At 70.9% G+C, this 22,594-nt stretch carries 21 protein-coding genes and 1 pseudogene; 18 read left to right on the top strand and 4 right to left on the bottom strand.

Annotated elements, in window-relative coordinates:
* Positions 1-7 precede the first annotated feature (7 nt).
* From FY030_RS08095 to FY030_RS08070, 6 genes are all read left to right on the top strand, one after another.
* Positions 8-505, top strand: coding sequence for a (2Fe-2S)-binding protein (locus FY030_RS08095; RefSeq protein WP_158061067.1), 498 nt, complete (start codon positions 8-10; stop codon positions 503-505).
* A 50-nt stretch (positions 506-555) separates the two neighbouring features.
* Positions 556-3,069 carry a xanthine dehydrogenase family protein molybdopterin-binding subunit gene (locus tag FY030_RS08090; protein ID WP_158062714.1) on the top strand — a complete coding sequence of 838 codons (2,514 nt, stop codon included), beginning with the start codon at positions 556-558 and terminating at the stop codon, positions 3,067-3,069.
* Positions 3,066-3,926 carry an FAD binding domain-containing protein gene (locus tag FY030_RS08085; RefSeq protein ID WP_158061066.1) on the top strand — a complete coding sequence of 287 codons (861 nt, stop codon included), beginning with the start codon at positions 3,066-3,068 and terminating at the stop codon, positions 3,924-3,926. The genes FY030_RS08090 and FY030_RS08085 overlap by 4 nt, the downstream gene beginning before the upstream one ends.
* A gap of 4 nt (positions 3,927-3,930) precedes the next feature.
* Positions 3,931-4,380, top strand: coding sequence for an SRPBCC family protein (locus tag FY030_RS08080; protein ID WP_158061065.1), 450 nt, complete (start codon positions 3,931-3,933; stop codon positions 4,378-4,380).
* A gap of 170 nt (positions 4,381-4,550) precedes the next feature.
* Positions 4,551-5,339, top strand: a complete 789-nt coding sequence (locus tag FY030_RS08075) for a DUF2029 domain-containing protein (protein WP_202879681.1) — start codon at positions 4,551-4,553, stop codon at positions 5,337-5,339.
* Between the two features lie 70 nt (positions 5,340-5,409).
* Entirely contained in the window at positions 5,410-6,759 is a 1,350-nt protein-coding gene (locus tag FY030_RS08070) for a M20/M25/M40 family metallo-hydrolase (RefSeq protein ID WP_158061064.1), read from the top strand.
* 24 nt (positions 6,760-6,783) lie between these two features.
* Here FY030_RS08070 and FY030_RS08065 read toward each other — a convergent pair whose 3' ends face one another.
* Positions 6,784-6,969 carry a DUF5703 family protein gene (locus tag FY030_RS08065; RefSeq protein ID WP_158061063.1) on the bottom strand — a complete coding sequence of 62 codons (186 nt, stop codon included), beginning with the start codon at positions 6,967-6,969 and terminating at the stop codon, positions 6,784-6,786.
* A 126-nt stretch (positions 6,970-7,095) separates the two neighbouring features.
* Between FY030_RS08065 and FY030_RS08060 the strand changes: the two genes are divergently transcribed.
* From FY030_RS08060 to mshC, 7 genes and pseudogenes are all read left to right on the top strand, one after another.
* Positions 7,096-7,521, top strand: coding sequence for a hypothetical protein (locus tag FY030_RS08060; protein WP_192498771.1), 426 nt, complete (start codon positions 7,096-7,098; stop codon positions 7,519-7,521).
* A gap of 3 nt (positions 7,522-7,524) precedes the next feature.
* A pseudogene (locus FY030_RS16835) lies at positions 7,525-8,471 on the top strand (LLM class flavin-dependent oxidoreductase).
* The gene (locus FY030_RS16830) at positions 8,423-8,566 is read left to right on the top strand and encodes a hypothetical protein (protein ID WP_238348617.1); all 144 of its coding nucleotides are present in this window, start codon (positions 8,423-8,425) and stop codon (positions 8,564-8,566) included. The pseudogene FY030_RS16835 and the gene FY030_RS16830 overlap by 49 nt, the downstream one beginning before the upstream one ends.
* Positions 8,566-9,324 (top strand): MSMEG_4193 family putative phosphomutase, encoded by a 759-nt coding sequence (locus FY030_RS08045; protein ID WP_158061062.1) that lies wholly within the window; start codon positions 8,566-8,568, stop codon positions 9,322-9,324. Before FY030_RS16830 ends, FY030_RS08045 begins: the two co-directional genes overlap by 1 nt.
* Before the next feature lie 4 nt (positions 9,325-9,328).
* Positions 9,329-9,886, top strand: coding sequence for a DUF3090 family protein (locus FY030_RS08040; RefSeq protein WP_158061061.1), 558 nt, complete (start codon positions 9,329-9,331; stop codon positions 9,884-9,886).
* 4 nt (positions 9,887-9,890) lie between these two features.
* A complete protein-coding gene (locus FY030_RS08035) occupies positions 9,891-10,766 on the top strand; it encodes an SCO1664 family protein (protein ID WP_158061060.1) in 876 nt (291 codons plus the stop codon).
* 163 nt (positions 10,767-10,929) lie between these two features.
* Positions 10,930-12,258 carry a cysteine--1-D-myo-inosityl 2-amino-2-deoxy-alpha-D-glucopyranoside ligase gene (gene mshC / locus FY030_RS08030; RefSeq protein ID WP_158061059.1) on the top strand — a complete coding sequence of 443 codons (1,329 nt, stop codon included), beginning with the start codon at positions 10,930-10,932 and terminating at the stop codon, positions 12,256-12,258.
* Here mshC and FY030_RS08025 read toward each other — a convergent pair.
* On the bottom strand, positions 12,248-12,967 hold the full coding sequence (locus FY030_RS08025; protein ID WP_238348616.1) for an HAD family hydrolase: 720 nt from the start codon (positions 12,965-12,967) through the stop codon (positions 12,248-12,250). The genes mshC and FY030_RS08025 overlap by 11 nt on opposite strands.
* Positions 12,968-13,091: 124 nt before the next feature.
* On the opposite strand from FY030_RS08025, the gene FY030_RS08020 reads away from it, so the two are divergent.
* A complete protein-coding gene (locus FY030_RS08020; protein ID WP_158061058.1) occupies positions 13,092-13,946 on the top strand; it encodes a PAC2 family protein in 855 nt (284 codons plus the stop codon).
* A 77-nt stretch (positions 13,947-14,023) separates the two neighbouring features.
* On the opposite strand, the gene FY030_RS08015 is transcribed toward FY030_RS08020, so the two are convergent.
* Positions 14,024-14,824, bottom strand: coding sequence for a RecB family exonuclease (locus tag FY030_RS08015; protein ID WP_238348656.1), 801 nt, complete (start codon positions 14,822-14,824; stop codon positions 14,024-14,026).
* Positions 14,825-15,045: 221 nt separating this feature from the next.
* Between FY030_RS08015 and FY030_RS08010 the strand changes: the two genes are divergently transcribed.
* From FY030_RS08010 to FY030_RS08000, 3 genes are all read left to right on the top strand, one after another.
* Complete coding sequence (locus tag FY030_RS08010; protein ID WP_158061056.1) at positions 15,046-16,176, top strand: site-2 protease family protein; 1,131 nt, start codon at positions 15,046-15,048, stop codon at positions 16,174-16,176.
* A gap of 9 nt (positions 16,177-16,185) precedes the next feature.
* On the top strand, positions 16,186-17,208 hold the full coding sequence (locus tag FY030_RS08005; protein WP_238348615.1) for a tRNA (adenine-N1)-methyltransferase: 1,023 nt from the start codon (positions 16,186-16,188) through the stop codon (positions 17,206-17,208).
* A 168-nt stretch (positions 17,209-17,376) separates the two neighbouring features.
* Positions 17,377-20,193, top strand: coding sequence for a M36 family metallopeptidase (locus tag FY030_RS08000; RefSeq protein ID WP_158061055.1), 2,817 nt, complete (start codon positions 17,377-17,379; stop codon positions 20,191-20,193).
* 94 nt (positions 20,194-20,287) lie between these two features.
* On the opposite strand, the gene FY030_RS07995 is transcribed toward FY030_RS08000, so the two are convergent.
* Complete coding sequence (locus FY030_RS07995) at positions 20,288-20,776, bottom strand: pilus assembly protein N-terminal domain-containing protein (protein ID WP_158061054.1); 489 nt, start codon at positions 20,774-20,776, stop codon at positions 20,288-20,290.
* A gap of 35 nt (positions 20,777-20,811) precedes the next feature.
* Between FY030_RS07995 and arc the strand changes: the two genes are divergently transcribed.
* Positions 20,812-22,488, top strand: coding sequence for a proteasome ATPase (arc, locus tag FY030_RS07990; protein WP_158061053.1), 1,677 nt, complete (start codon positions 20,812-20,814; stop codon positions 22,486-22,488).
* Positions 22,489-22,594 lie beyond the last annotated feature (106 nt).

The following is a 22,594-nucleotide window of genomic DNA, read 5'->3' as shown; positions in this document are numbered from 1 at the left end:
GAACCGCATGACGAAAATCACCGTGAAGGTCGACGGCACGAGCTACACCGACGAGGTCGAGCCCCGCACCCTGCTCGTGCACTATCTGCGGGAACAGCTGGGCAAGACGGGCACCGTCATCGGCTGCGACACCAGCAACTGCGGTGCCTGCACCGTCCACCTCGACGGGCGCAGCGTGAAGTCCTGCAATGTGCTGGCCGTGCAGGCCGACCGGCGCGAGGTGACCACGATCGAGGGCCTAGCCGGCCCCGGTGGGGAGCTGACCCCCTTGCAGGAGGCATTCCGCGACTGTCACGCCCTGCAGTGCGGTTACTGCACCCCGGGGATGATCATGCAGGCCACCGACCTGCTCGCCGAGAACCCCCAGCCCACCGAGGACGAGGTCCGGCACGGCATGGAGGGCAACCTGTGCCGGTGCACCGGCTACCACAACATCGTCAAGGCGATCCTGCAGGTGGCCGGCGCCTCCAGCAGCGCCAGCACCTCTGGAGGTGGACAGTCGTGACCACGACCACCGAGAGCACCGAGAGCACCGAGCAGACCTTCGACCACGCCATGAGCGCCCCGGAGCGGACCCTGGAGGTCGGCCGGGACCGCCGGCGAAAGGAGGACCAGCGGCTGATCACCGGCCGGACCCGGTGGACCGACAACCTGCAGATGACCGGCATGCTGCATCTGGCCCTCGTCCGCAGTCCCTACGCCCACGCCCGGATCACCGGCATCGACACCACCGCGGCCCGTGAGTCCGAGGGCGTGGTCGCGGTCCTGACCGGCGAGGACCTGAAGGACCAGCAGGGCTCGCTGCCCTGCGCCTGGCCGATCACCGAAGACCAGAAGGCGCCATCCCACCCGGCGGTCGCCGTGGACCGGGTCGCCTTCTCCGGCGAAGTCGTCGCGGTCGTCGCAGCCCGCTCCGCCGCCGCTGCTCGGGACGCGTCCGAGCTGGTCGAGGTCGACTATGAGGAGCTGCCCGCCGCGCTCGAGCTTAAGGCCGCCGCGGCCGACGAGACGCTGGCCCATCCCGACCTCGGCACCAACAAGAGCGCGACCTGGGTCTTTGACTCGGCCGAGGCCGACACCGGCACGGACGTCGAGGCCGCGATCGAGCAGGCCCGTCAGGACGGCGTCGTCATCGAGCGCGAGTTCCGCCAGCAACGGCTCATCCCCTCCTTCATGGAGCCCCGCTCGGTGGTGGTCGACCCCACGGGGGAGCAGTTCGTCATGTGGTCCTCCACGCAGGTCCCGCACATCCTGCGACTCATGCTGGCGCTGACCCTGGGCGTGCCCGAGCACAAGATCCGGGTCATCGCCCCGGACGTGGGCGGTGGCTTCGGCGGCAAGCTGCAGGTCACCCCGGAGGAAGTGCTCACCTTCCTGGTGGCACGGCATACCGGCAGGCCGTGCAAGTGGACCGAGACCCGCAGCGAGTCGCTGCTGGCCGCGCATCACGGCCGCGACCAGTGGCAGAGGCTGACGCTGGCCGCGACCAAGGACGGCACGGTCACCGGGCTCAAGGTTGACCTCCTCGCGGACATGGGCGCCTACCTAGGTCTGGTCACCCCGGGGGTGCCGATCCTGGGGGCGTTCATGTTCAACTCCATCTACAAGTTCCCCTCCTACCGCTTCACCTGCACCAACGTCTTCACCAACAAGACCTGGACCGATGCCTACCGCGGTGCGGGCCGGCCAGAGGCGACCTTTGCGATCGAGCGCATCATGGACGAGCTGGCCGTCGAGCTCGGCCGCGACCCGATGCAGGTGCGGGAGCAGAACTGGATCACCCACGAGGAGTTCCCGTTCACCACCGTCTGCGGGCTGGAGTACGACTCCGGCAACTACGAGGCCGCCACGGAGCGCGCCAAGGAACTGTTCGGGTATGAGGAGCTGCGGGCCGAGCAGGCCCGTCGCCGCGAGAGAGGCGATCGGGTGCAGCTGGGCCTGGGGATCTCCACCTTCACCGAGATGTGCGGTCTGGCTCCATCGCGGGTCCTGGGCTCGCTCAACTACGGCGCGGGCGGCTGGGAGACCGCCTCGATCCGGATGCTGCCCAGCGGCATGGTCGAGGTCATCACCGGTGCCTCCGCCCACGGTCAGGGGCACGAGACGGCCTGGAGCCAGATCGTCGCCGACCAGCTCGGGGTGCCCTTCGAGGACGTCGAGGTGCTGCACGGCGACACCCAGATCAGCCACAAGGGACTCGACACCTACGGCTCACGCTCTCTCGTCGTCGGTGGGCAGGCGGTGATCAACGCCGCGCAGAAGGTGATCGAGAAGGCCAAACCGCTCGCGGCGCACGTGCTCGAGGCCAACGTCGATGACCTGGAGTTCAGCCAGGGCAAGTTCACCGTCCGGGGTGCCGGTGAGGACCAGGAGGGCATCGGGCTGGCCCAGCTGGCGCTCAACGTCTTCGCCGCGCACGACCTGCCGGATGGCATGGAGCCCAGCCTGGACGCCGACGCCACCTTCGACCCGGTCAACTTCTCCTTCCCGCACGGCACCCACCTGTGCGCGATGGAGGTCGACACCGAGACCGGCGCCACCTCGATGCGCTCCTACGTCTGCGTCGACGACATCGGCAACGTCGTGAACCCGCTCATCGTCGAGGGTCAGGTCCACGGCGGCCTCGTCCAGGGCATCGCCCAGGCGCTGTGGGAGGAGGCGGTCTACGACGACCAGGGGACGTTGGTCTCCGGCTCGTTCGTCGACTACACCCTGCCCACCAGTGCCGACACGATCAGCTTCGTCACCGACCGGACGGTTTCGCCCGCCACATCCAACGACCTGGGTGCCAAGGGCGTCGGTGAGGCGGGGTGCATCGCCTCCACGCCGGCCGTCGTCAACGCCGTCCTGGACGCCGTCCGGCACCTGGGCGTGGCCGACATCACCATGCCGTGCACCCCGGAGCGGGTCTGGCGGGCCATCCACGACAGCCAACAAGGCGGCCAGACCCCCACCGAGGATTCGGCCGAGCCGCACTTCGCACCGGGCGCGCCCAACCAGGACCCACCAGGCGGCGAGGACCGCCCCACCAGTGACCACTCCGCCTCGACCCACGGGAGCTTGTCGTGATCCCCTCACAGTTCGACTACGTCGCACCCACGTCCGTGCAGGAAGCGCTGACCCTGCTCTCCGAGAACCCCGACGGCGCCAAGCTGATGGCCGGTGGGCAGTCGCTGCTCCCGGTCCTGCGGATGCGGCTCAACGCGCCGGAGCTGGTCATCGACATCTCGGGCCTCGAGGAGCTCAAGGGCATCACGGACGAGGGTGACGCCATCCGGATCGGCGCCGCCGCGACCTACCAGGACGTGCTCGAGTCCGGGCTGGTCCGGGAGCACCTGCGGCTGCTGCACCAGGCGGTGGAGACGATCGCAGATCCGCAGATCCGCCACCGCGGCACGATCTGCGGCGCCCTGGCGCACGCCGACCCCGCCGGCGACGTGGGCGCGCCCGTGCTCGCCCTGGACGCGACGATGATGGTCCAGAGCCGCGGGGTGGTCGGCCCGCATCCGGTGCCCGCCTCCGAGTTCTTCGTCGACCTCTTCGAGACCGCCGTCGGCGAGAACGAGCTGCTCACCGAGGTGCGCCTGCCCAAGCACACCGGCTGGGGCAGCCACTACGAGAAGTTCGTCCGGGTCTCCCACCAGTGGGCCATCCTGGGCATTGCCGCGACCGTCCGGACCGAAGGCAGCACCATCGCCGAAGCGAGGGTGGGCCTGACCAATATGGGCTCGACCCCGCTTCGGGCCCGCGCCGTCGAGCAGGCCCTGGTCGGGCAGCCGGCGACCGAGGAGGCCCTCGCCGAGATCTGCGCCCAGGTCGGAGAGGGCACCGACCCGCCGTCCGACCTCAACGGCCAGGCCGACTACCGCCGCCACGTCGCCGGGGTGCTCACCCGTCGGGCCGTGCTTGCGGCAGCGGCAGGCTGACGGCATGGAGCTGCACCACACCTTCACCGTGGCCGCCTCGCCCGAGCGGACCTGGGAGCTGCTCACCGACCTGGGCCAGGTCGGTGGGTGCTTCCCGGGTGCAAAGGTGACCTCGTTTGACGAGGACAACTTCGAGGGGGAGGTCAAGGTCAAGCTGGGTCCCATCGCGGTGACCTATCAGGGCAAGGGTCGCTTCTTGGAACGGGACGACGAGGCACGCCACGCCAAGATTGAAGGTGTCGGTCGCGGCCTGCGGGGCCTCGGCAACGCCACCGCAGTGGCTACGCTCGACCTGAGCGGTGAAGGAGAGGGCACCAAGGTCGACGTCATCACCGACCTGTCCATCACCGGCAAACCGGCCCAGTTCGGCCGGGGCGTCATGCAGTCGGTATCGGACAAGCTGCTCGGCCAGTTCGTCGCGTGCCTGGAGTCCAAGCTGACCGAGGGGGCCTGAGCAGGCTGCATTCGGGCGTAAGGTGTCATAAGTCCCCCGGAGTGCATCTCCGGGATGGGCCCCTACGGGTGGGGGGACGGGTTCACTCTGCGACGGAGCAGTAGCAGTGTGACGGTTGATGATAAGAGCCTGCTTTTCTGCAGGCTATTTCTCATCAGGACGGATCTCCCATGGACCAGACCAACGATAAGCCCGAGCAGCAGACGGGAGGGGGCGGCAAGGCCACCTCCGCGCGGGCAGGGGCTGGTTCCACGACCGCCCACGAGGGTGCCAGCGCAGTCGACGTGCGCACCGCACATGACGACCACTCGACCCAAGAGGCCTTCATCGGCACCGACCGCAGCCGCCGCTCCTCCAACGTGTCCTGGGGCGCCATCTTCGCTGGTGTCGTCACCTTCCTTGCCCTGACCGTGCTGTTGGGCATCGCGGCCGCCGCGATGGGGCTGCAGGGCTCGTCCGGGACGGCTGCCGGCATCTGGAGCGTCATCGCTCTGGTGGTCGCGCTGGCCGCTGCCGGTTATGTCGCCGGAGCACTGGCTGTCCGCGCGGGGCTGCTGCACGGTTTCCTCACCTGGGCCACCTCGATGCTGGCGGTGCTCGTCCTGGCCGGGTGGCTTGGCTCGAGCCTGCTCGGCGCGGTCGGCAACGTGGCTGGAACGGTCGCCGAGACCGTCTCCCAGGGCACCACGGTGACCAGCGAGGACGCCCAGGACGCCGCTGGTTCTGTGGACGAGCAGGACGTGGACGAAGCTCAGCAGCAGGCGGAGGACACTGCGCAGGACGCTCAGGACACCGTGGCCGAGTCCACCGACGACATCGCTGAGGGCGCATGGTGGGCCTTCGCCGGTGCGCTGCTCGGGGCGCTGATCGCCGCCTTCGCCGGCATGGCCGGGGCGCGCAGTGTCATCAACCGCGAGGAAGAGGCAGTGGTCGAGCACCGCGAGGTCTCTCGCAGCTGACCATCAGCCACTCCCTACGAGGGCCCGGACCGCGCACGCGGGCCGGGCCCTCACGGCATACCCTGACGGGATGAGCAGCGACGACGACCTGACCATGTCCACCACCGTCGAGGAGGAGGCGGTGCGGATCTGCAAGGAGCTCATCCGCATCGACACCAGCAACTACGGTGACGGCAGCGGGCCGGGGGAGCGGGAGGCGGCCGAGTATGTCGCTGGGCTGCTGCGGGAGGTCGGGCTGGAGCCACAGCTGACCGAGCCGGCCGACCATCCTGGCCGGACCAGCGTCGTGGTGCGCACGGAGGGGCGGGACCGCTCCCGGCCCGGCCTGGTGCTGCACGGCCATCTCGATGTCGTCCCTGCCGAGGCCAAGGACTGGTCGGTCGATCCGTTCGCGGCGGAGGAGAAGGACGGGATGATCTGGGGGCGCGGCGCCGTCGACATGAAGGACATGGTGGCGATGCTCATCGCCACCCTGCGCCAGCTGGCCCGGTCGGGCGAGAAGCCCCCGCGCGACATCGTGTGGGCATTCTTCGCCGACGAGGAGGCCGGGGGGATGAAGGGAGCCGGGCACGTCGTCGCCGAGCACCCCGAGTGGTTCGAGGGGTGCAGCGAGGCGATCAGCGAGGTGGGCGGCTTCTCGGTCACCCTGCCCGACCACGCGACCGGTGGGCCGACCCGGGCCTACCTGCTGCAGACCGCGGAGAAGGGGATCGCCTGGCTGCGTCTGCACGCGCACGGCCGCGCCGGTCACGGCTCGGTCCCGAACCCGGAGAACGCCATCGTCCGGCTCGCCGAGGCGATCGCCCGGATCAACGCCCACGAGTGGCCGCGGACCTACATCGCCTCGGTGCGCGAGCTCTTCGACGGCGTCGCCGGGATCACCGGGGAGGAATGGAGCGAGGAGACGCTCGAGCAGCTGCTCGGCAGGCTCGGCGGAGCGCGGCGCTTCGTCGAGGGCACGCTGCGGGACACCTCGAACTTCTCCATGCTCAACTCTGGTTACAAGATGAACGTCATCCCGCAGACCGCCTCGGCTTCGCTGGACTGCCGCTTCCTGCCCGGCCACGAGGAAGAGCTGCTCGCGACCATCCGGGAGCTGGCCGGGGAGCACGTCGAGGTGGAGATCGAGCACAAGGACGTCGCGCTGGAGGCGCCGACCAGCGGTGAGCTGGTGGACTCGATGAAGCGGGCGCTGCTCAAGGAGGACCCGGGCGCGCACGTGCTGCCCTACTGCCTGTCCGGCGGCACCGACAACAAGCACCTGTCGCGGCTGGGGATCACCGGTTATGGCTTCGCCCCGCTGCGGCTGCCCGAGGAGCTGGACTTCGTCGGGATGTTCCACGGCGTGGATGAGCGCGTGCCGGTGGACGCGATCCGGTTCGGCACCCGGGTGCTCGGACAGCTGATCGCGGACTGCTGAGCGCGCGGACCCCAGGGACTGCGTTTACGCGGTGCGCTGGACCCGGATGATCTTGCGGCGCAGGATCACCTTGCGCATGCCGCCCCAGAAGAGGCGCACGCGGAACAGCTCCCACCGCCCATACTCAGCGTGCTCGGTCAGGGCCTGGCGCACCTCCCCGCGACTCTGGTCGCGCTGGAAGGTGAGCTCCCGGTACTCGTACTCCACCATCGTGGCGCCAGCATAGGCATCTGCACCGGTTCTGGCAGCAGGCAGGCCGTGCGGGTATGCGGTGGCGTTGCGACATGGCTGGTAGGTGGCCTCCCACGGCCTGGCCAGAGGCGCTACGGTTCCAGCATGACCGACGACCCGCGCGCCGCCCTGTCCGCCCTCGTCGCCGCCCTGGAGACGCACCTGGAGACCGCAGCGGTGCGCCGCGGGGACAACGACCCGTCGGTGCTGGCCGCCTACGACCGGATCGTCGAGGCCTTCTCCGCCTACGACGACGCCCTCATGGACGCCTACGGCGAGGTCACCCCGCTGGTGGTCTACGGGGAGGATGAGGACGGGGGAGAGGTCGACCTCGACGACGAAGACGACGACGACCTCGACGACGAGGACGAAGACGACGAGGACGATGACCTCGACGACGAGGACGACGAGGATTTCGATGATGCTGACGAGGACGACGACGAGGATGACGACGATTTCGATGATGCTGACGAGGATGACGACGAGGAGTCCGATGACGAGGGCGACGTCGACGGCTCGGCGCGGGGCTGACCGGTGCGTCTAGGGCTGAGCTGCGGGTTCTGGGGTCAGGGCAGGGACGAGGAGAACCTCGAGCTTGTCCAGCGCGCCGACGAGCTGGGCGTGGACGTCGTCTGGGTGGCGGAAGCATACGGCCCGGACGCGGTGAGCATCCTCGCCTTCATCGCCGCACGGACGAGGCGGATCCAGATCGGCGCCGGCGTGCTGCAGATCCCGGCGCGCTCCCCAGCCGCGACCGCCATGGCGGCAGTCAGCCTGGACAGCCTCTCCGGCGGCCGCTTCCGCCTGGGCCTCGGGTCAGCGGCCCGCAGGTGTCCGAAGGGTGGCACGGGGTGCGCTTCGGCAGACCGCTGGGGCGCACGCGGGAGTACGTGCAGATCGTCCGCACGGCGCTCGCGCGGGAGTCGCTCACGCACGAGGGTGAGTTCTTCACCCTGCCCCTGCCCGACGGGCCCGGCAAGGCGCTCCGGCTGACCCACACCCATCGCGCCGACGTGCCGATCTACCTGGCCGCGGTCGGCCCGAAAAACCTCGAGCTGGCCGGGGCGATCGCCGACGGTTGGCTCGGCGTCTTCGTCGCACCCGGTTTCTTCCCCGAGCAGAAGGCGCACCTGGACGCGGGGCTGGCCGCCCGGCATACCCCGCCCTCCCGTCCGTTCCAGCGAGACGCGGTGGTGGCCCTGGCCGTCGGCGACGACGTGGAGGCGTGCGCGCGCGCCGTCAGTCCCTACCCCGCCCTTTACGTCGGGGGCATGGGCAGCCGGGAGCACAACTTCTACAACCAGCTCGCCTGCCGCATGGGCTACGAGGAGGAGGCGACGCGGGTGCAGCAGCTCTACCTGGAGCGCCGGTATGCCGATGCGGCCGCCGCCCTGCCCCCCAGTTCGTCGACGACACCAGCCTGCTCGGCGACGTGGACCGGATCGCCGACCGGATGCGGCGCTACCGCGACGCTGGCCTGACCACCCTGACCGTCTCACCATGGGGCGCCGACCTGGACGCGCGGATGGCCGGCCTTGAGGCGGCCGTCGAGGCGCACCGGCGGCTCGACGACTGATGGCCATCTGCATCTTGCTGCGGCACGGCCGCACCCGGGCCAACGCCGACGGCACCCTGGCCGGGTGGACCCCGGGCGTGGGGCTCGACGAGACGGGTCTGCAGCAGGCTCGGCGCGTGGGGGAGCGGCTCGCCGAGACCGCCCTGGCCGCGGTCGTCTCCAGCCCGCTGCAGCGCTGCGCCGAGACGGCCGCCGCGGTCGTCGCGGCCCAGCCTGCAGACCGGGTGGTGGCACGGCATACCGACGACCGGCTGGGGGAGGCGAGGTATGGGGCGTGGACCGGACGCCCCCTCGCCGAGCTGGCCACAGAGCCGCTGTGGCGACAGGTCCAGGATGCACCGTCCCAGGTGACCTTCCCTGGGCACGAGGAGTTCGAGCACGAGGCGATGGCGGATATGCAGGCTCGCGCCGTCGCCGCAGTGCAGGAGTGGGACGCCCGGCTGGAGGCTGAGCACGGGCCGGGCGCCGTCTGGGGGGCGGTCAGCCACGGCGACGTGATCAAGGCCATCCTGGCCCACACCCTGGCCACGTCCCTGGACGACTTCCAGCGCATCGTCGTTGACCCGGCGTCGCTGAGCATCGTGCACCGGACCAGCGCCCGGCCGTTCGTGCTGAGGATGAACGACACGGGCAGCGACCCCGTTGACCTGGCGGGCCTGGTGGCCCGGATCGCCGCCGGGGCCAGCGGTGACGCGGAGGTGGGCGGCGGCTCTGGTGGCTTGGGTCGTGGGGAGCAGTCCGCGGGCGACGTAGGCTGACGGTATGTCCCTGCACGTCTTCGACCCGCCGGACCGCTTCGTCGCCGGGAGTGTCGGGCCCCCTGGTGAGCGGACCTTCTTCCTGCAGGCCAGCGCGGACGGGCGGGTGGTGACCGTCTCCTTGGAGAAGGAGCAGGTGCGCCTGCTCGGCGAGTCGTTGGTGGAAATGCTCGACCAGGTGGCCGGGCCGGAGGGCAGCCCGGAGGCGGGGGAGCCGTTCGTGGACAACGCGCCGCTGGACACGCCATTCGACGACGACTTCCGGGTCCAGCGACTCTCCGTCGCCTGGGACGACGAGGTTGACCGAGTGGTCCTGGAGGCGCACGACCGGCCGGACCCCGAAGAGCTGGCGGCGCTCGAGGCCGAGGGGGAGGCGGAGCTGCCCTGGGGAGCACTGCCGCCGCAGTCGGTACGGGTCGTCCTGGCCCCTGCTGTCGCCCGCGCCTTCGCCGAGCGGTGCGCCAAGTCCATCGAGGGCGGGCGTCCGAACTGCCCCTTCTGCGGCCAGCCGCTGGACCCGCGCGGTCACATCTGCCCGCGCGCCAACGGCTACCGTCGCTGACGACGTGTCGGCCGACGACCACCCCCAGGAGTCGACAGAGTCCGAGGCGCTCGACGCCGCCGGCGTCTCGGATGAGGAGGCGCTGGACCTCCTGCGCTCGGCGACGATCGAGCCGGTCGGGGTCCTGACCCAAGCGTCGAACCTGACCCTGCTGGTCGACGTGCACGACGCGTTGGGGACCGCCACCGGCCACCGAGCTGTCTACAAGCCAATCCGGGGGGAACGACCCCTGCGTGACTTCCCGCTGGGCACCCTCGCGGCCCGGGAGGTGGCGGCATACCTTGTCTCCTGCACGGGCAGGTTCGAGATCGTGCCACCGACGGTGCTGCGGGACGGGCCACTGGGGGAGGGGTCGCTGCAGTGGTGGGTCGACCAGGACCCGGAGCGCTTGGCGGATCCTTCAGCTGGGTTGGTGGAGGTGCTACCGCCGGGGGACCTCGAGCCCGGGTGGCTGCCGGTCGTCACCGGGTCCGACGAGGAGGGGCACGAGGTCGTCGTCGCCCACGCCGACGACCCGCGGCTGCGCCGGATGGCTGTCCTGGACGCCCTGCTCAGCAACGCGGACCGCAAGGCCGCCCACCTGACGCTGGACCCGCGGGGCCGGTTGCGTGGGTTCGACCATGGCCTGTCGCTGCACGTGGAGGACAAGCTGCGCACGGTGCTGTGGGGATGGGCGGGCCAGCCGTTGGCCGCCGACGAAATGCGGGCCGTGGAAGCAGTGCTCGAGGGACTGAATGGCCAGCTGGGGGCTGAGCTGGCGCAGCTGCTGTCCGTGCCCGAGGTGGAGGCCCTGCGGGCGCGAGGTCTGGCCCTGACGGAAAGCGGTGCCTTCCCCGACCCGCCGGGGGACCGCTACCCCTTGCCGTGGCCCCTGTGGTGAGGCGACGCCAACAGGTTTGGCATGTTGCCCTCAGACGATCGGGCCCACCCGCACAGCACCCCATGCCCGGACACCCCGGCTGACACGACCCGAGACGACCCACCACCGTTCTAGACCAAGCCCGTTGGGTCACGACCAGCGGGACGAACTAGGCTCCCGGCTTGTGAAGAAGTGGTCGCCTACCGAGGTCTTGTCGCTGCCCGTCCCGCACCCCGGCACCGTGGTCCAGGTGCGCGACACCGCGCGAGGCGAGAAGGTGCCGGTCGGGGAGGGCAAGGAGGTGCGACTCTTCGTCTGCGGCATCACCCCCTACGACGCCACGCACATGGGCCATGCCGCGACCTACGTCACCTTCGACGTGCTCCAGCGGGTCTGGCGGGACGCCGGCCGCGAGGTGGTCTATGTGCAGAACGTCACCGACATTGACGAGCCGCTGCTCGAGCGGGCCGCGCGCGACGGCATCAACTGGGAGGACTTGGCCCACCGGGAGATCGAGCTGTTCTTCCGTGACATGGAGGCACTGCGGGTCCTGCCGCCGGCCCACTACGTCGGGGCGGTCGAGGGCATCCCGGACGACGTGGCCGCGGTGGAGCAGCTGGTGGCGGCAGGTGCGGCATACCCGGTCGAGGTGCCGGACACCGAGGCGACGGTGGACGGCGCTGCCCGCGTCGACCTCTATCTCGACCTGGCCCGGCAGCCCACCTTCGGTGCGGTCTCGGGGTGGACCCGCGCAGAGATGATGGAGGTCTTTGGTGACCGCGGCGGTGACCCCGACCGTGCCGGGAAGCGCCAGGCCCTGGACCCGCTGCTCTGGCGCGCGGGCCGTGCGGGCGAGCCGCACTGGCAGGGTGGCAGCCTGGGACGCGGCCGGCCGGGGTGGCACATCGAATGTTCGACGATCGCGCTGCGCTACCTGGGACCCGACTTCGACGTTCAGGGCGGGGGGACCGATCTGATCTTCCCGCATCACGAGATGAGTGCCGTCCAGGCCGAGGCCATCCACGGCCACGCCAGCTTCGCCAAGGCCTACGTGCACCAGGCCATGGTTGGCCTGGACGGCGAGAAGATGAGCAAGTCCAAGGGCAACCTGGTGCTCGTGTCCACGCTGCGGGCGGCGGGGGTCGATTCCATGGCGATCCGGTTGGCCCTGCTCGACCGGCACTACGGCGCGCCGTGGGACTGGACCGACGACCTGTTGGCCCAGGCACAGGACCGCCTCCGGGTATGGCGTGCCGCCGCCGGTCAGAGTGCAGCCGCTGGCGCGCAGGATGCCGGGGCCGTCGTCCGGGACGCCGCGCCGGCGGGCTCGGAACCGTCGGAGTTGGAGCTGACGACGCTGGCGCGGATGCGCGAGCGGCTGGCCGACGACCTGGACGCCCCGGGCGCCCTGGTGGCGGTGGACCGGTGGGCCCAGTGGGCCCACGAGGCGGACGTCCCCGGAAGCGGGCTGGTGCCGCTGGCGGTCGACTCGCTGCTCGGCGTCAGCCTCTGACGGTGAGGTGGCCGGTCGCCAGCCGGACCAGGTCCATGGCGCTGACCCCCGCCAAGCTGTCCAGCTGACGCGCTCCCGTCATCTGCGGGACCGCGACCGTGTGTGGGACGACGAGCGTCGGGACCCCTGCCGCCGTCGCAGACGCAGCGCCCGTGGGGGAGTCCTCGACCGCGATGCACTGCTCGGGGGCCACGCCGAGGCGAGCGGCCGCCTCGAGGTAGGGATCCGGGTGTGGCTTGCCCCGCGTCACCTGATCTCCAGTCACGACCGCGGTGAACGTGCCCTCCGGCAGGTGCTCGACGAGCACCTCCGCCAGAGGTGCCCACGACATCGTCACCAGGGCTGACGGCACCTGGGCCTGGGCCAGCTCGGTCAGCAGCGCGCGCGCCCCGGGCCGCCACGGCATGTGCTCCCGGGTGCGTCGCACGACGCCGGCAAGCAGCAGGTGCACGATCTCGTCGACGGTCCCGGTCACGGGGGTGCGGTCGAGGATCATCCGCGCCGACACGCGCAGGTCCTGGCCGACCAGGTCGTGAGCGTCCTCTTCGGTCCACACGCCCCCGGCCGCCTCGACGAGCGCATATTCCTCGGCGATCCAGTAGGGCTCGGTGTCGACGAGGGTCCCGTCCATGTCCCACAGCACCGCGGCCGGCAGACGGTCGGGGACGGGCTGGGCGGCAGGAGGCAGGTCTGGGCGGGGATGGCTCACGCAGCCACTCTAGGTGGAGTGCACCTCGCCGAAGTCGCCGCGGTCGGTGGCTGCACTGCTGTATCAGCCGGTGGTCGACGTAGGGTGGGGCCACCGGCACCGGCCGGTCCTGAAAGAGGTGCGGATGATCGAGCTGCAGGAGATCGGTGAGCTGCGGGACCCCATCGTGATCGCCGCGTTCGAAGGGTGGAACGACGCGGGGGAGTGCGCCTCCGCCGTGGTTGAGCACCTCGCCGAGGTGTGGGACGCAGAGGTGGTCGCCGCGATCGACCCTGAGGACTTCTACGACTTCCAGGTCAACCGGCCCCAGGTTGTCGCCGTCGACGGCCGCAGGATGATCCGCTGGCCCACCACCCGCATCCTGCTCGCCCGCAACACCCCCGTGGGGCGGGACATCCTCCTCGTGCGCGGTATCGAGCCGTCGGTGCGGTGGCGGACCTTCGCCGGAGACCTGCTGTCCTACCTCCTCGACCAGGGAGCACAGATGTTGATCGTGCTGGGTGGCCTGCTCGCCGACGTGCCGCATACCCGGCCGATCCCGGTCGGCCTGACCTCGGACGACGAGGACCTGCTCGAGGGCAGCGACGACATCGAGCGCAGCTCCTACGAGGGCCCCACGGGGATCGTCGGGGTGCTCGCCGACGAGGCCCGCCACCAGCACCTGCCCACTCTGTCGTGCTGGGCGGCCGTGCCGCACTACGCCGGCGGGGCCCCGTCGCCGAAAGCCTCGCTTGCCCTCCTCGGGCAGCTCGAGGAGATCCTCGACTGCGTCGTCGACGACGCCGCGATCAGCGAGGCCGCCCAGGCGTGGGAGCACGGGGTGGACCAGCTGGCCGACTCCGATGAGGAGGTCGCGGACTACGTCCGGCAGCTCGAGGAGGCCCAGGACACGGCCGACCTGCCAGAAGCCTCCGGCGACGCGATCGCTCGGGAGTTCGAGCGCTACCTGCGGCGTCGGGACGACGGAGCCGGGGGGTAGGTCGCGTAGAAGGTGACCGCGTCCTTGGGCGCAAGATCACGGGCGAGCAACCCGCCCCCGGCCTAGGGCCTGCAGACCTACTGGGGGCCGTCCTCCAACACTGCCACTGCCACGCGCCCGGCGGCGCGCGGGTCCAGCGCGCGCGACGAGGCGTCGGCCGGGAGCGGGGGAGGGGTGCCGCCGTAGGCCGGGCACGCGGCCTGGTGTGCACACCAGCGGCAGGCCCAGCTGGTCCGGGGCCTCCAGTCGCCGGTGGTCGCGGCCTGCTCGATCGCGGCCCACAGCGCGAGCACCTTGCGCTCCGTCGCCAGCAGCTCGGCCTCGGTCGGGTCGATCCACAACACCGTCTTGTCACGGGGGTAGACCAGCTGCAGCCGCGAGGGCATCACGCCCCGGCTGCGCCACAGGGCGAGGGCGTAGAACTTCAGCTGGAACAGCGCCCGGCCCTCGAACGTCTCCGACGGGGCCCGCCCGGTCTTGTAGTCCACCACCCGCAGGCGTCCGTCGGCCGCGACGTCCAACCGGTCGACGACCCCGCGGATGATCAACCCGTCCAGGTCGGCCTCCACATACAGCTCGGTCTCCTCCGGCTCGAGCAGAGTCGGGTCCTCGAGCTTGAACCAGTCCTGCACCAGGGTGTCCGCTGCCTCGACCGTCTCCTTCCGGATCAGCTCCGCCCACTCCGGGGACTCCAGGATCAGCCGCTCCCACTCGCCCGGGACCAACGCGACGGCGGCCTCGACGGTGCGCTCCGACGCGGGCAGGTCGAAGACTCGCTCCAGCACCGCGTGCACCAGCGTCCCCCTGGCCGCGGCGGAGCTGACCGGCTCGGGCAGCTGGTCGACGACCCGGAAGCGGTAGAGCAGCGGGCACTGCATGAAGTCCGCTGCGCGCGACGGCGAGAGGGCGCGGGCGACTCCGTCGCCGGACCCGCGGGTGGTGGCCTTGTCCTCGGCCTGGCCAGTGGTCTCCTCGTCGTCAGCCGCTCGGGTGGCGGACCCCGCACCGTCCACGACCACCTCCAGCTCCATATCTCGAGCCTAACCCGGGCGTCTGACACGGACGGGGAGAGCGGCGCGGGCGCTTAGGCTAGCGACCCATGAACACCACCCCGGGCTGGCGCATGGGCACCCTCTCCGGCATCCCGGTCTACTTGGGCCGCAGCTGGGTGCTCGTCGCACTGCTGCTGGTCGCCCTCTTCGGGCCGACCGTGCAACAGCTGCTGCCCGCGCTGGGGTGGTGGGCGTATGTCGTGGCCCTCGCCTTCGCGGTGCTGCTGCTCGTCTCCGTCCTGATCCACGAGGCGGCCCATGCCCTGGTCGCGCAGCGGGTCGGCTTTGGGGTGTCCCGGGTCGTGGCGGACTTCTGGGGCGGGCACACCGCACACGACGGGGCAGGAGGCACTCCTGCGCGCAGTGCCGCCGTCGCGGTCGTCGGACCCTTGTCCAACGCCATGCTGGCCGTTCTCGGCTGGTGGGGGGTGGCCGCCTTGACCAGCGGCTCCGGGCCCGGACTGCTGCCCGGGTCGGGCACGGGGGTCCTGGTGCTCCTGACGTATGCCTTCGCCTGGTCCAACACCTTCGTGGCGGTCTTCAACCTCGTCCCCTGCCTGCCCCTGGACGGGGGCTTCTTGCTGGAGGCGCTCGTCTGGAGGCTGTCGGGCAGCCGCCACCTGGGCACCCTCGTCGCGGGCTGGGCCGGGCGTCTGCTGGTGGTGCTGGTGGTCATCTGGGGGCTCTCACCGGTGCTGCAGGGGGAGCAGGTCGGCCTGCTGCGCATCGTCTGGGTGCTGCTCATCGGCGGCTTCCTGTGGCAAGGGGCGAGCCAGGCCATCCGCAGCGGGCGGCACGGTGCGGCGGCGGCCCGCCGCACGGTTGGTGAGGCCGCGCACCCTGTTGGCGTGGTCGGCTCCCGGTCCACCTTGGCGTCGGTGCCCTGGCACGAGCAGCGGCTGTGGGTGGTCCTGGACGGCCAGGGCCGGCCGGACGGCGTGGTGGACCCACCGAGCCTGCAGCGGGTCCCGCGGGCGGCCTGGCCCGACACCTCCGCCTCGGCGGTCGCGATCCGGCTGCCGGAAGGGTGGGCGGTCCCGCTCACCCCCGAGACCCGCCTGGACACCGTCATTGAGGTGATGCGCTCCACCGGCAGCGGCGTCATCGGCCTGCTCGACGAGCAGGGCCACCCCTGGGGCGTGGTGGTGGCCGACGACCTGGTGGGCACCCGCTCGTAGACTGTCCCGGTGACCCAGCCCACCGGAGCCGACCTGCGGCGCGGGCCTTTCCGGCCCGGAGACCGCGTCCAACTGACCGACCCCAAGGGGCGGCTGCACACCATCACCCTCGAGGCGGGCAAGAACTTCCACACCCACCGCGGACACCTGCGGCACGACGACCTCATCGGCGCCCCCGATGGCACGGTCGTGCGCCACTCCTCCGGCGCGGACTACCTGGCGCTGCGGCCACTGCTGTCCGACTATGTGCTGTCGATGCCACGTGGTGCCCAGGTCATCTACCCCAAGGACGCCGGTCAGATCGTCACCTACGCCGACATCTTCCCCGGGGCCACGGTCGTCGAGGCGGGGGTCGGGTCCGGGGCGCTGTCGCTGTCTCTGCTGCGCGCGGTCGGGGACGGCGGCCGGTTGCTGTCCTTCGAGCGGCGTGAGGACTTCGCCGACATCGCCAGGGCCAACGCTCGCGCCTTCTTCGGGCAGGACCACCCGGCCTGGACGGTGACCGTCGGTGACCTCGTCGAGGCACTCCCGCAGACCGTCGAGCCGGGCACCGTCGACCGTGTCGTGCTGGACATGCTCGCGCCCTGGGACTGTCTGGACGTGGTCGGGGACGCGCTGGTCCCCGGCGGCGTACTGATCTGCTACGTCGCCACCACCACCCAGCTCTCGCGCGTCGCCGAGACCGCGCGCCGCGTCGGTGGCTGGACCGAGCCACAGGCCTGGGAGTCGCTGGTGCGCGGGTGGCACCTCGAGGGTCTGTCCGTGCGTCCCGAGCACCGCATGCACGGGCACACCGGCTTCCTGCTCACCCTGCGCCGGCTCGCGCCCGACACCGAGGCCCCGCTGCGCAGGCGCAGGCCGGCGCCGGGTGCGTACGGTGAGGACTACACCCCGGTCGAGGACCAGGAGTGGAGCGCCGAGGACCTGGGGGAGCGGGCGGTGTCGGACAAGCGGCTGCGGCGCACCCGCCGCGATGCGGAGGCCACCGCGGCTCAGCGCGTGGACCCCGGACCCTCCCTGACCGACTCCTGACCAAACCCTGACCGACTCTTGACCCTTTTCTGACCTACCCGCTCGGCACGGACGCTACGGTCGAGAGACCCGGCAGCGCCCGCCGCCCCTGCTGATCGTCCCCCCGGGCTCTCCCCCTGAGCTGCCCTGGTGGGGCGGTGTCGCGCTGCCCCTCGAAAAGGAGCCTCTGTGCATCGTCGCACACCACTTCTTGCCGCAGCGCTCGGCATACCCATCTCGATGGCCATGCTCATCCCCGGTGGGGCGGTGGCCCTCCCGCAGCTGGAGCAGGAACAGCGCCTGCCCTCCTCGAGCGACTTCTTCCAGACCGAGCCCAGCGCGGACGCGGCGGAGAAGATCGCCTTCGACTTCCTGCGGCTCAAGGCGACCGACTACGGCGTGGCCGCTGCCGACCTGGCCGACCTGCAGGTCATGTCGCAGCACACCTCGGACCACAACGGCGTGACCTACGTCAACGTGGTGCAGCACCACCAGGGCCGTGAGGTCCTGGGCGGCGTCGCCACGGTGAGCGTCACGCAGGACGGGGTCGTCCTGCACGTCGCCGAGAACCTCGTCGGCGGCCTGCGGGAGGCCTCGGGCCGCGCCTCCCTGGACGCGCCCGCTGCCCTCGACGCTGCTGCGGAGGAGGTCGACCTGGCGCCGGAGGGCGCGCGGGTCGTCACCCAGAGCAGGGACGCGTCGCGGGCGACCACGATGTCCGGTGCTGGGATCTCCGAGGAGGAGATCCCCGCCCGTCTGGTCTGGCAGCCCACCGACGAGGGCCTGCGGCTGGCCTGGGAGGTCGTCATCGACGACGAGGAGTCCGCTCACCTGTGGCAGGTCACCGTCGACGCGCAGTCCGGTGAGGCCCTCGCCGTGGAGGACTGGACCGACCACGACCACGCCGGCCACCTGCACGGCCTGGCGCGCGACCCGATGGCCTTCGACGCCGCACACGCCCACCGGCTACCCGCCAGCGTCACCAACCCGGACGAGTACGGCACCCCGACGCCGGTCGAGGACGGCTCCAGCTACCGCGTCTTCGCCTTCCCCAAGGAGAGCCCGAACGACGGTGACCGTTCCATGGTGACCAACCCGGCCGACTCCGTCGGCTCGCCGTTCGGCTGGCACGACGTCACCGGCACCCCAGGCCCTGACTACACCACGACCCGTGGCAACAACGTCCACGCCTACACCGACCGGGACGCCAACAACGTGCCCGACCCAGGCAGCGACGCCGACGGTGGTCCCTCGCTGACCTTCGACTTCCCGTTGGATCTGGACGAGCACGCGATCAACTACGCCGACGCGGCCACGACCAACCTGTTCTACGCCAACAACGTCATCCACGACGTCCTCTTCCGCTACGGCTTCGACGAGGCCGCCGGCAACTTCCAGGTGACCAACTACACCGGCGAGGGCGTCGGTGGTGACGACGTGCGCGCCGAGGCCATGGACGCAGGTGGCGTGAACAACGCCAACTTCTCCACCCCGGCCATGGACGGAGGCCGCCCGCGGATGCAGATGTACCTGTGGCCCGGCGCCCAGTTCGGTATGCCGAACGGCGTCACCGTGGGCACGGGCGAGGACGCGACGACCTACGACGCGAACTTCGCCTTCTTCACGCCGGCCCCGACCAACGCCGGCCTGCCGGGGACCCCGGTCGTGATCGACGACACCTGCCTCCCCTTCGAGGCGCCGGGTGCCGTCGTGGTGACCGCGCGGACCACCGCGTGCGCGCCATACACGCAGGTCCGCCATGCGGAGGAGGGCGGCGCGCTGGCGGTGGTCATCAGCCATAACGCGGCCACGCCCGAGGGTGGGACGGCCCCGCGGCTATCCGGCTCGATGAACGAGCCGGTGGGCATCCCTGCCGTCTCGATCACCCAGGAGGACGGTGAGGCTCTTCGCGCCCAGCTCGCGAGCGGCGCCACCTCGGCCTCGGTGCACAAGATGGCCACCCACCCGGGCATCCGGGACGGTGACTACGAGAACGGCATCATCATCCACGAATACGGCCACGGGGTCTCCAACCGGCTGACCGGCGGTCCCAACATCAACTGCCTCTCCGGGCAGGAGCAGATGGGTGAGGGCTGGAGCGACTACCTGGCCATCACCATGCTGATGGACCCGACCGTGGACCGGCCGGAGGAGGCCCGCGGCATGGGCCCCTACGCCCTCTTCCAGGACGACCGCTCCGGCGGCGGCATCCGCCCGCGACCCTACTCGCGCAACATGGAGATCCAGCCGTTCACCTACGACCGGATCCAGACCGGTGGCTGGCTCGATGGCGCCACCCTGGCAACTCCGCACGGGGTCGGCCACGGCTGGGCCGCGGTCCTGTGGGACCTCAACTGGGACCTGGTCGACAAGCACGGTTTCGTCCCGAACCTCTACACCGAGTGGGACGCGGCCGGTAACACCCGCGGGCTGCAGTACGTCATGGACGGCATGAAGATGCAGGGCTGCCGACCTGGCTTCGTCGACGGCCGCAACGGCATCCTGGCCGCGACCGAGGCTCTCGGTGGCGAGGACACCTGCAACGTCTGGTCCACCTTCGCCCGCCGCGGACTGGGCTACAGCGCGGTCCAGGGCACCTCGGCCAACCGCGACGACAACGTCGAGGCCTTCGACGTGCCGCCGGCCTGCGAGGCCCCCGGCAGCGGCTTCGTCAGCCCGCTGTCCAACACGGAGCTGAACACCATCAAGGCCGGCAGCACCACCCCGGTGCGGTTCAGCCTTGACGGCTACCGGGGCGAGGACCCGCTGCGGGCCGCGCACTCGCCGATGATCCAGCAGATCGACTGCGACACCCGCGAGCCGCTGCAGTATGCGATCACGGTGCCGACCGAGACGACCGGCAACCGCGGGCTGAGCTACAGCCGGGGCCAGGACCGCTACCAGTACAACTGGAAGCCGTCCGCCAACCTCGCCGGCAGCTGCCAGCAGATGATCATCACCCTGGAGGACGGCACGCAGCACCGCGCCGACTTCCGCCTCCGGTGATCATCGGCTCGTCACGCTGAGGTTGCCTCAGGCCCCGTCCCGCCACCCGGCGGGGCGGGGCCTCTCGGTGTCCGCCCGATCGGACGGCTGCCGCTCAGTCCTCGACCGTCACGGCGAACTGGACCAGCTCGCCGTCGGGTCCCTCCACGGTGATGGTGGTCTCGCCCGCAGTGTGCGCGAGCACGGTGTACTCGGCGTAGCCGGGGTCGGCGAAGTGATCGACCGGCACCAGCTCCACGACTGCCGGGTCGGCCACCTCGGCGACGGCGTCCTGCCAGGGCGGGGTCAGGTGCATCGAGGCCTCGTCGCCGGGGGCCAGCCGCAGCACGGCACCGGCGTCATCGGGGGTGAGCACCTCACCCGGGCCCAGCGTGCGGGCCTCGTCGTCGGGCGAGGTAGCCCCTTGCCTGCTCGGGTCTTCCGGGGTCGTCGGGTCAGGGCTCTGGTCCACGCTGCCTCCTGCGGTGGCGTCGGGGGTGGCGTCCGGTGCGCCCCGCTCCCCGCCGCACCCGGAGAGCAGCGCGACGGCCAGCATCCCGGCGGTGAGGGCGGCCGGAGGTCGGAACTGGCGGCGACGCGTCATACCCTGGGAATCTACCCGTCCACTGAAGGAGCACGGTGAGCCTGTCGTCGCAGTCCACGAGCCCCGGCTCGTCCCCCCGCGAGCGCCATCTGCAGCAGCAGGTGCAGACGCTCACCACACGGCTGTCCGAGCTCAAGGCGCACAGCGACCAGCTTGGCACCACGCTGCAGTCCGCCCGGGACCAGATCCTCGGCCTGCGGGAAGATCTCGACGCCCTGGCCAGCCCGCCCCTGAGCATCGCCCAGGTGGTGGGCCTGGTCGGCGACGGCACCGTCGACGTGACGGTGGCAGGGCGGCGGATCCGCACCCGCATCTCCTCCGAGGTCGACACCGAAGAGCTGCGGCCGGGCCGCGAGGTGCTGCTCAACGAGGCCCAGTCCGTGGTCGGGGTGGGCAACTACGAGCGGGGCGGTGACGTGGTCGTCTGCAAGGAGCTGCTCGGGTCCGACCGGGTGGTCGTCCTGGTGCGGGGCGAGGACGAGCGGGTATGCCGTCGGGCCGGCTCCCTGCGGGAGGAGCCGGTGCGGGCGGGGGACGCGCTGCTGCTGGACCCGCGGACTGGGTTCGTCACCGAGCGGATCCCGCGCCCGGAGGTGGCCGAGCTGGTGCTGGAGGAGGTGCCGGACATCTCCTACGCCGACATCGGCGGGCTGTCGGGCCAGATCGAGCAGATCCAGGACGCGGTCGAGCTGCCGTTCCTGCACGCCGAGCTCTACGCCTCCCACCAGCTGCGCCCGCCCAAGGGCGTGCTGCTCTACGGCCCGCCCGGGTGCGGCAAGACGCTCATCGCCAAGGCCGTCGCCGCCTCGCTGGCCCGGCAGGCCGCCCAGCGGCGGGGGGAGGAGAACTCCCGCAGCTACTTCCTCAACATCAAGGGCCCCGAGCTGCTCAACAAATACGTCGGCGAGACCGAGCGGCACATCCGCCTCATCTTCCAGCGGGCGCGGGAGAAGTCGGCCGGCGGTGACCCGGTGGTGGTCTTCTTCGACGAGATGGAGTCACTCTTCCGCACCCGCGGATCCGGCGTCTCTTCCGACGTCGAGACCACGATCGTGCCGCAGCTGCTGGCCGAGATCGATGGCGTCGAGCGGCTGGACAACGTCATCGTCATCGGCGCCTCCAACCGCGAGGACATGATCGACCCGGCGATCCTGCGCCCGGGCCGGTTGGACGTGAAGATCAAGATCGAGCGGCCCGACGCCGAGGCTGCCCGCGACATCTTCGGCAAGTACCTCACCCCGGACGTGCCGCTGCACACCGCTGAGCTGGCCCGGCACGGCGGCGACCGGCAGGCGACGGTGGAGGCACTGATGGACGGCGTCGTGGAGCGGATGTACGCCGTCACCCCCGAGAACGCCTTCCTGGAGGTCACCTACGCCGGGGGCGACCGGGAGGTCCTCTACTTCAAGGACTTCGCCTCCGGGGCGATGATCCACAACATCGTCGACCGGGCCAAGAAGCTGGCGATCAAGGACCTGCTCACCACCGGGGAGGAGGGGCTGCGCGAGAGCCACCTGGAGCGGGCCTACCTCGATGAGTTCAAGGAGAACGAGGACCTGCCCAACACCACCAACCCCGATGACTGGGCCCGGATCTCCGGGCGCAAGGGCGAGCGGATCACCTACATCCGGACCCTTGTCGGCGACAGCTCCGGCACCCACCCCGGTCGCTCCGTGGACCCCGACGCGCGAGGCACGGGCCACTACCTCTAGATCTGGTTCGGGTACACACCCACCTGAACGCCCCCTCTCGCCCTGCCCGCGGGTCCGAGGTAGATCGGTGTCGCCATCGCGGCACTGGCCTACCTCACTTTGACCC

Origin of the sequence: Ornithinimicrobium pratense (genome assembly GCF_008843165.1) — a bacterium.
GTDB lineage: Bacteria > Actinomycetota > Actinomycetes > Actinomycetales > Dermatophilaceae > Ornithinicoccus > Ornithinicoccus pratensis.
The sequence above is the reverse complement of the archived record's forward strand: the minus strand, read 5'-3'. Positions and strand labels throughout refer to the sequence as shown.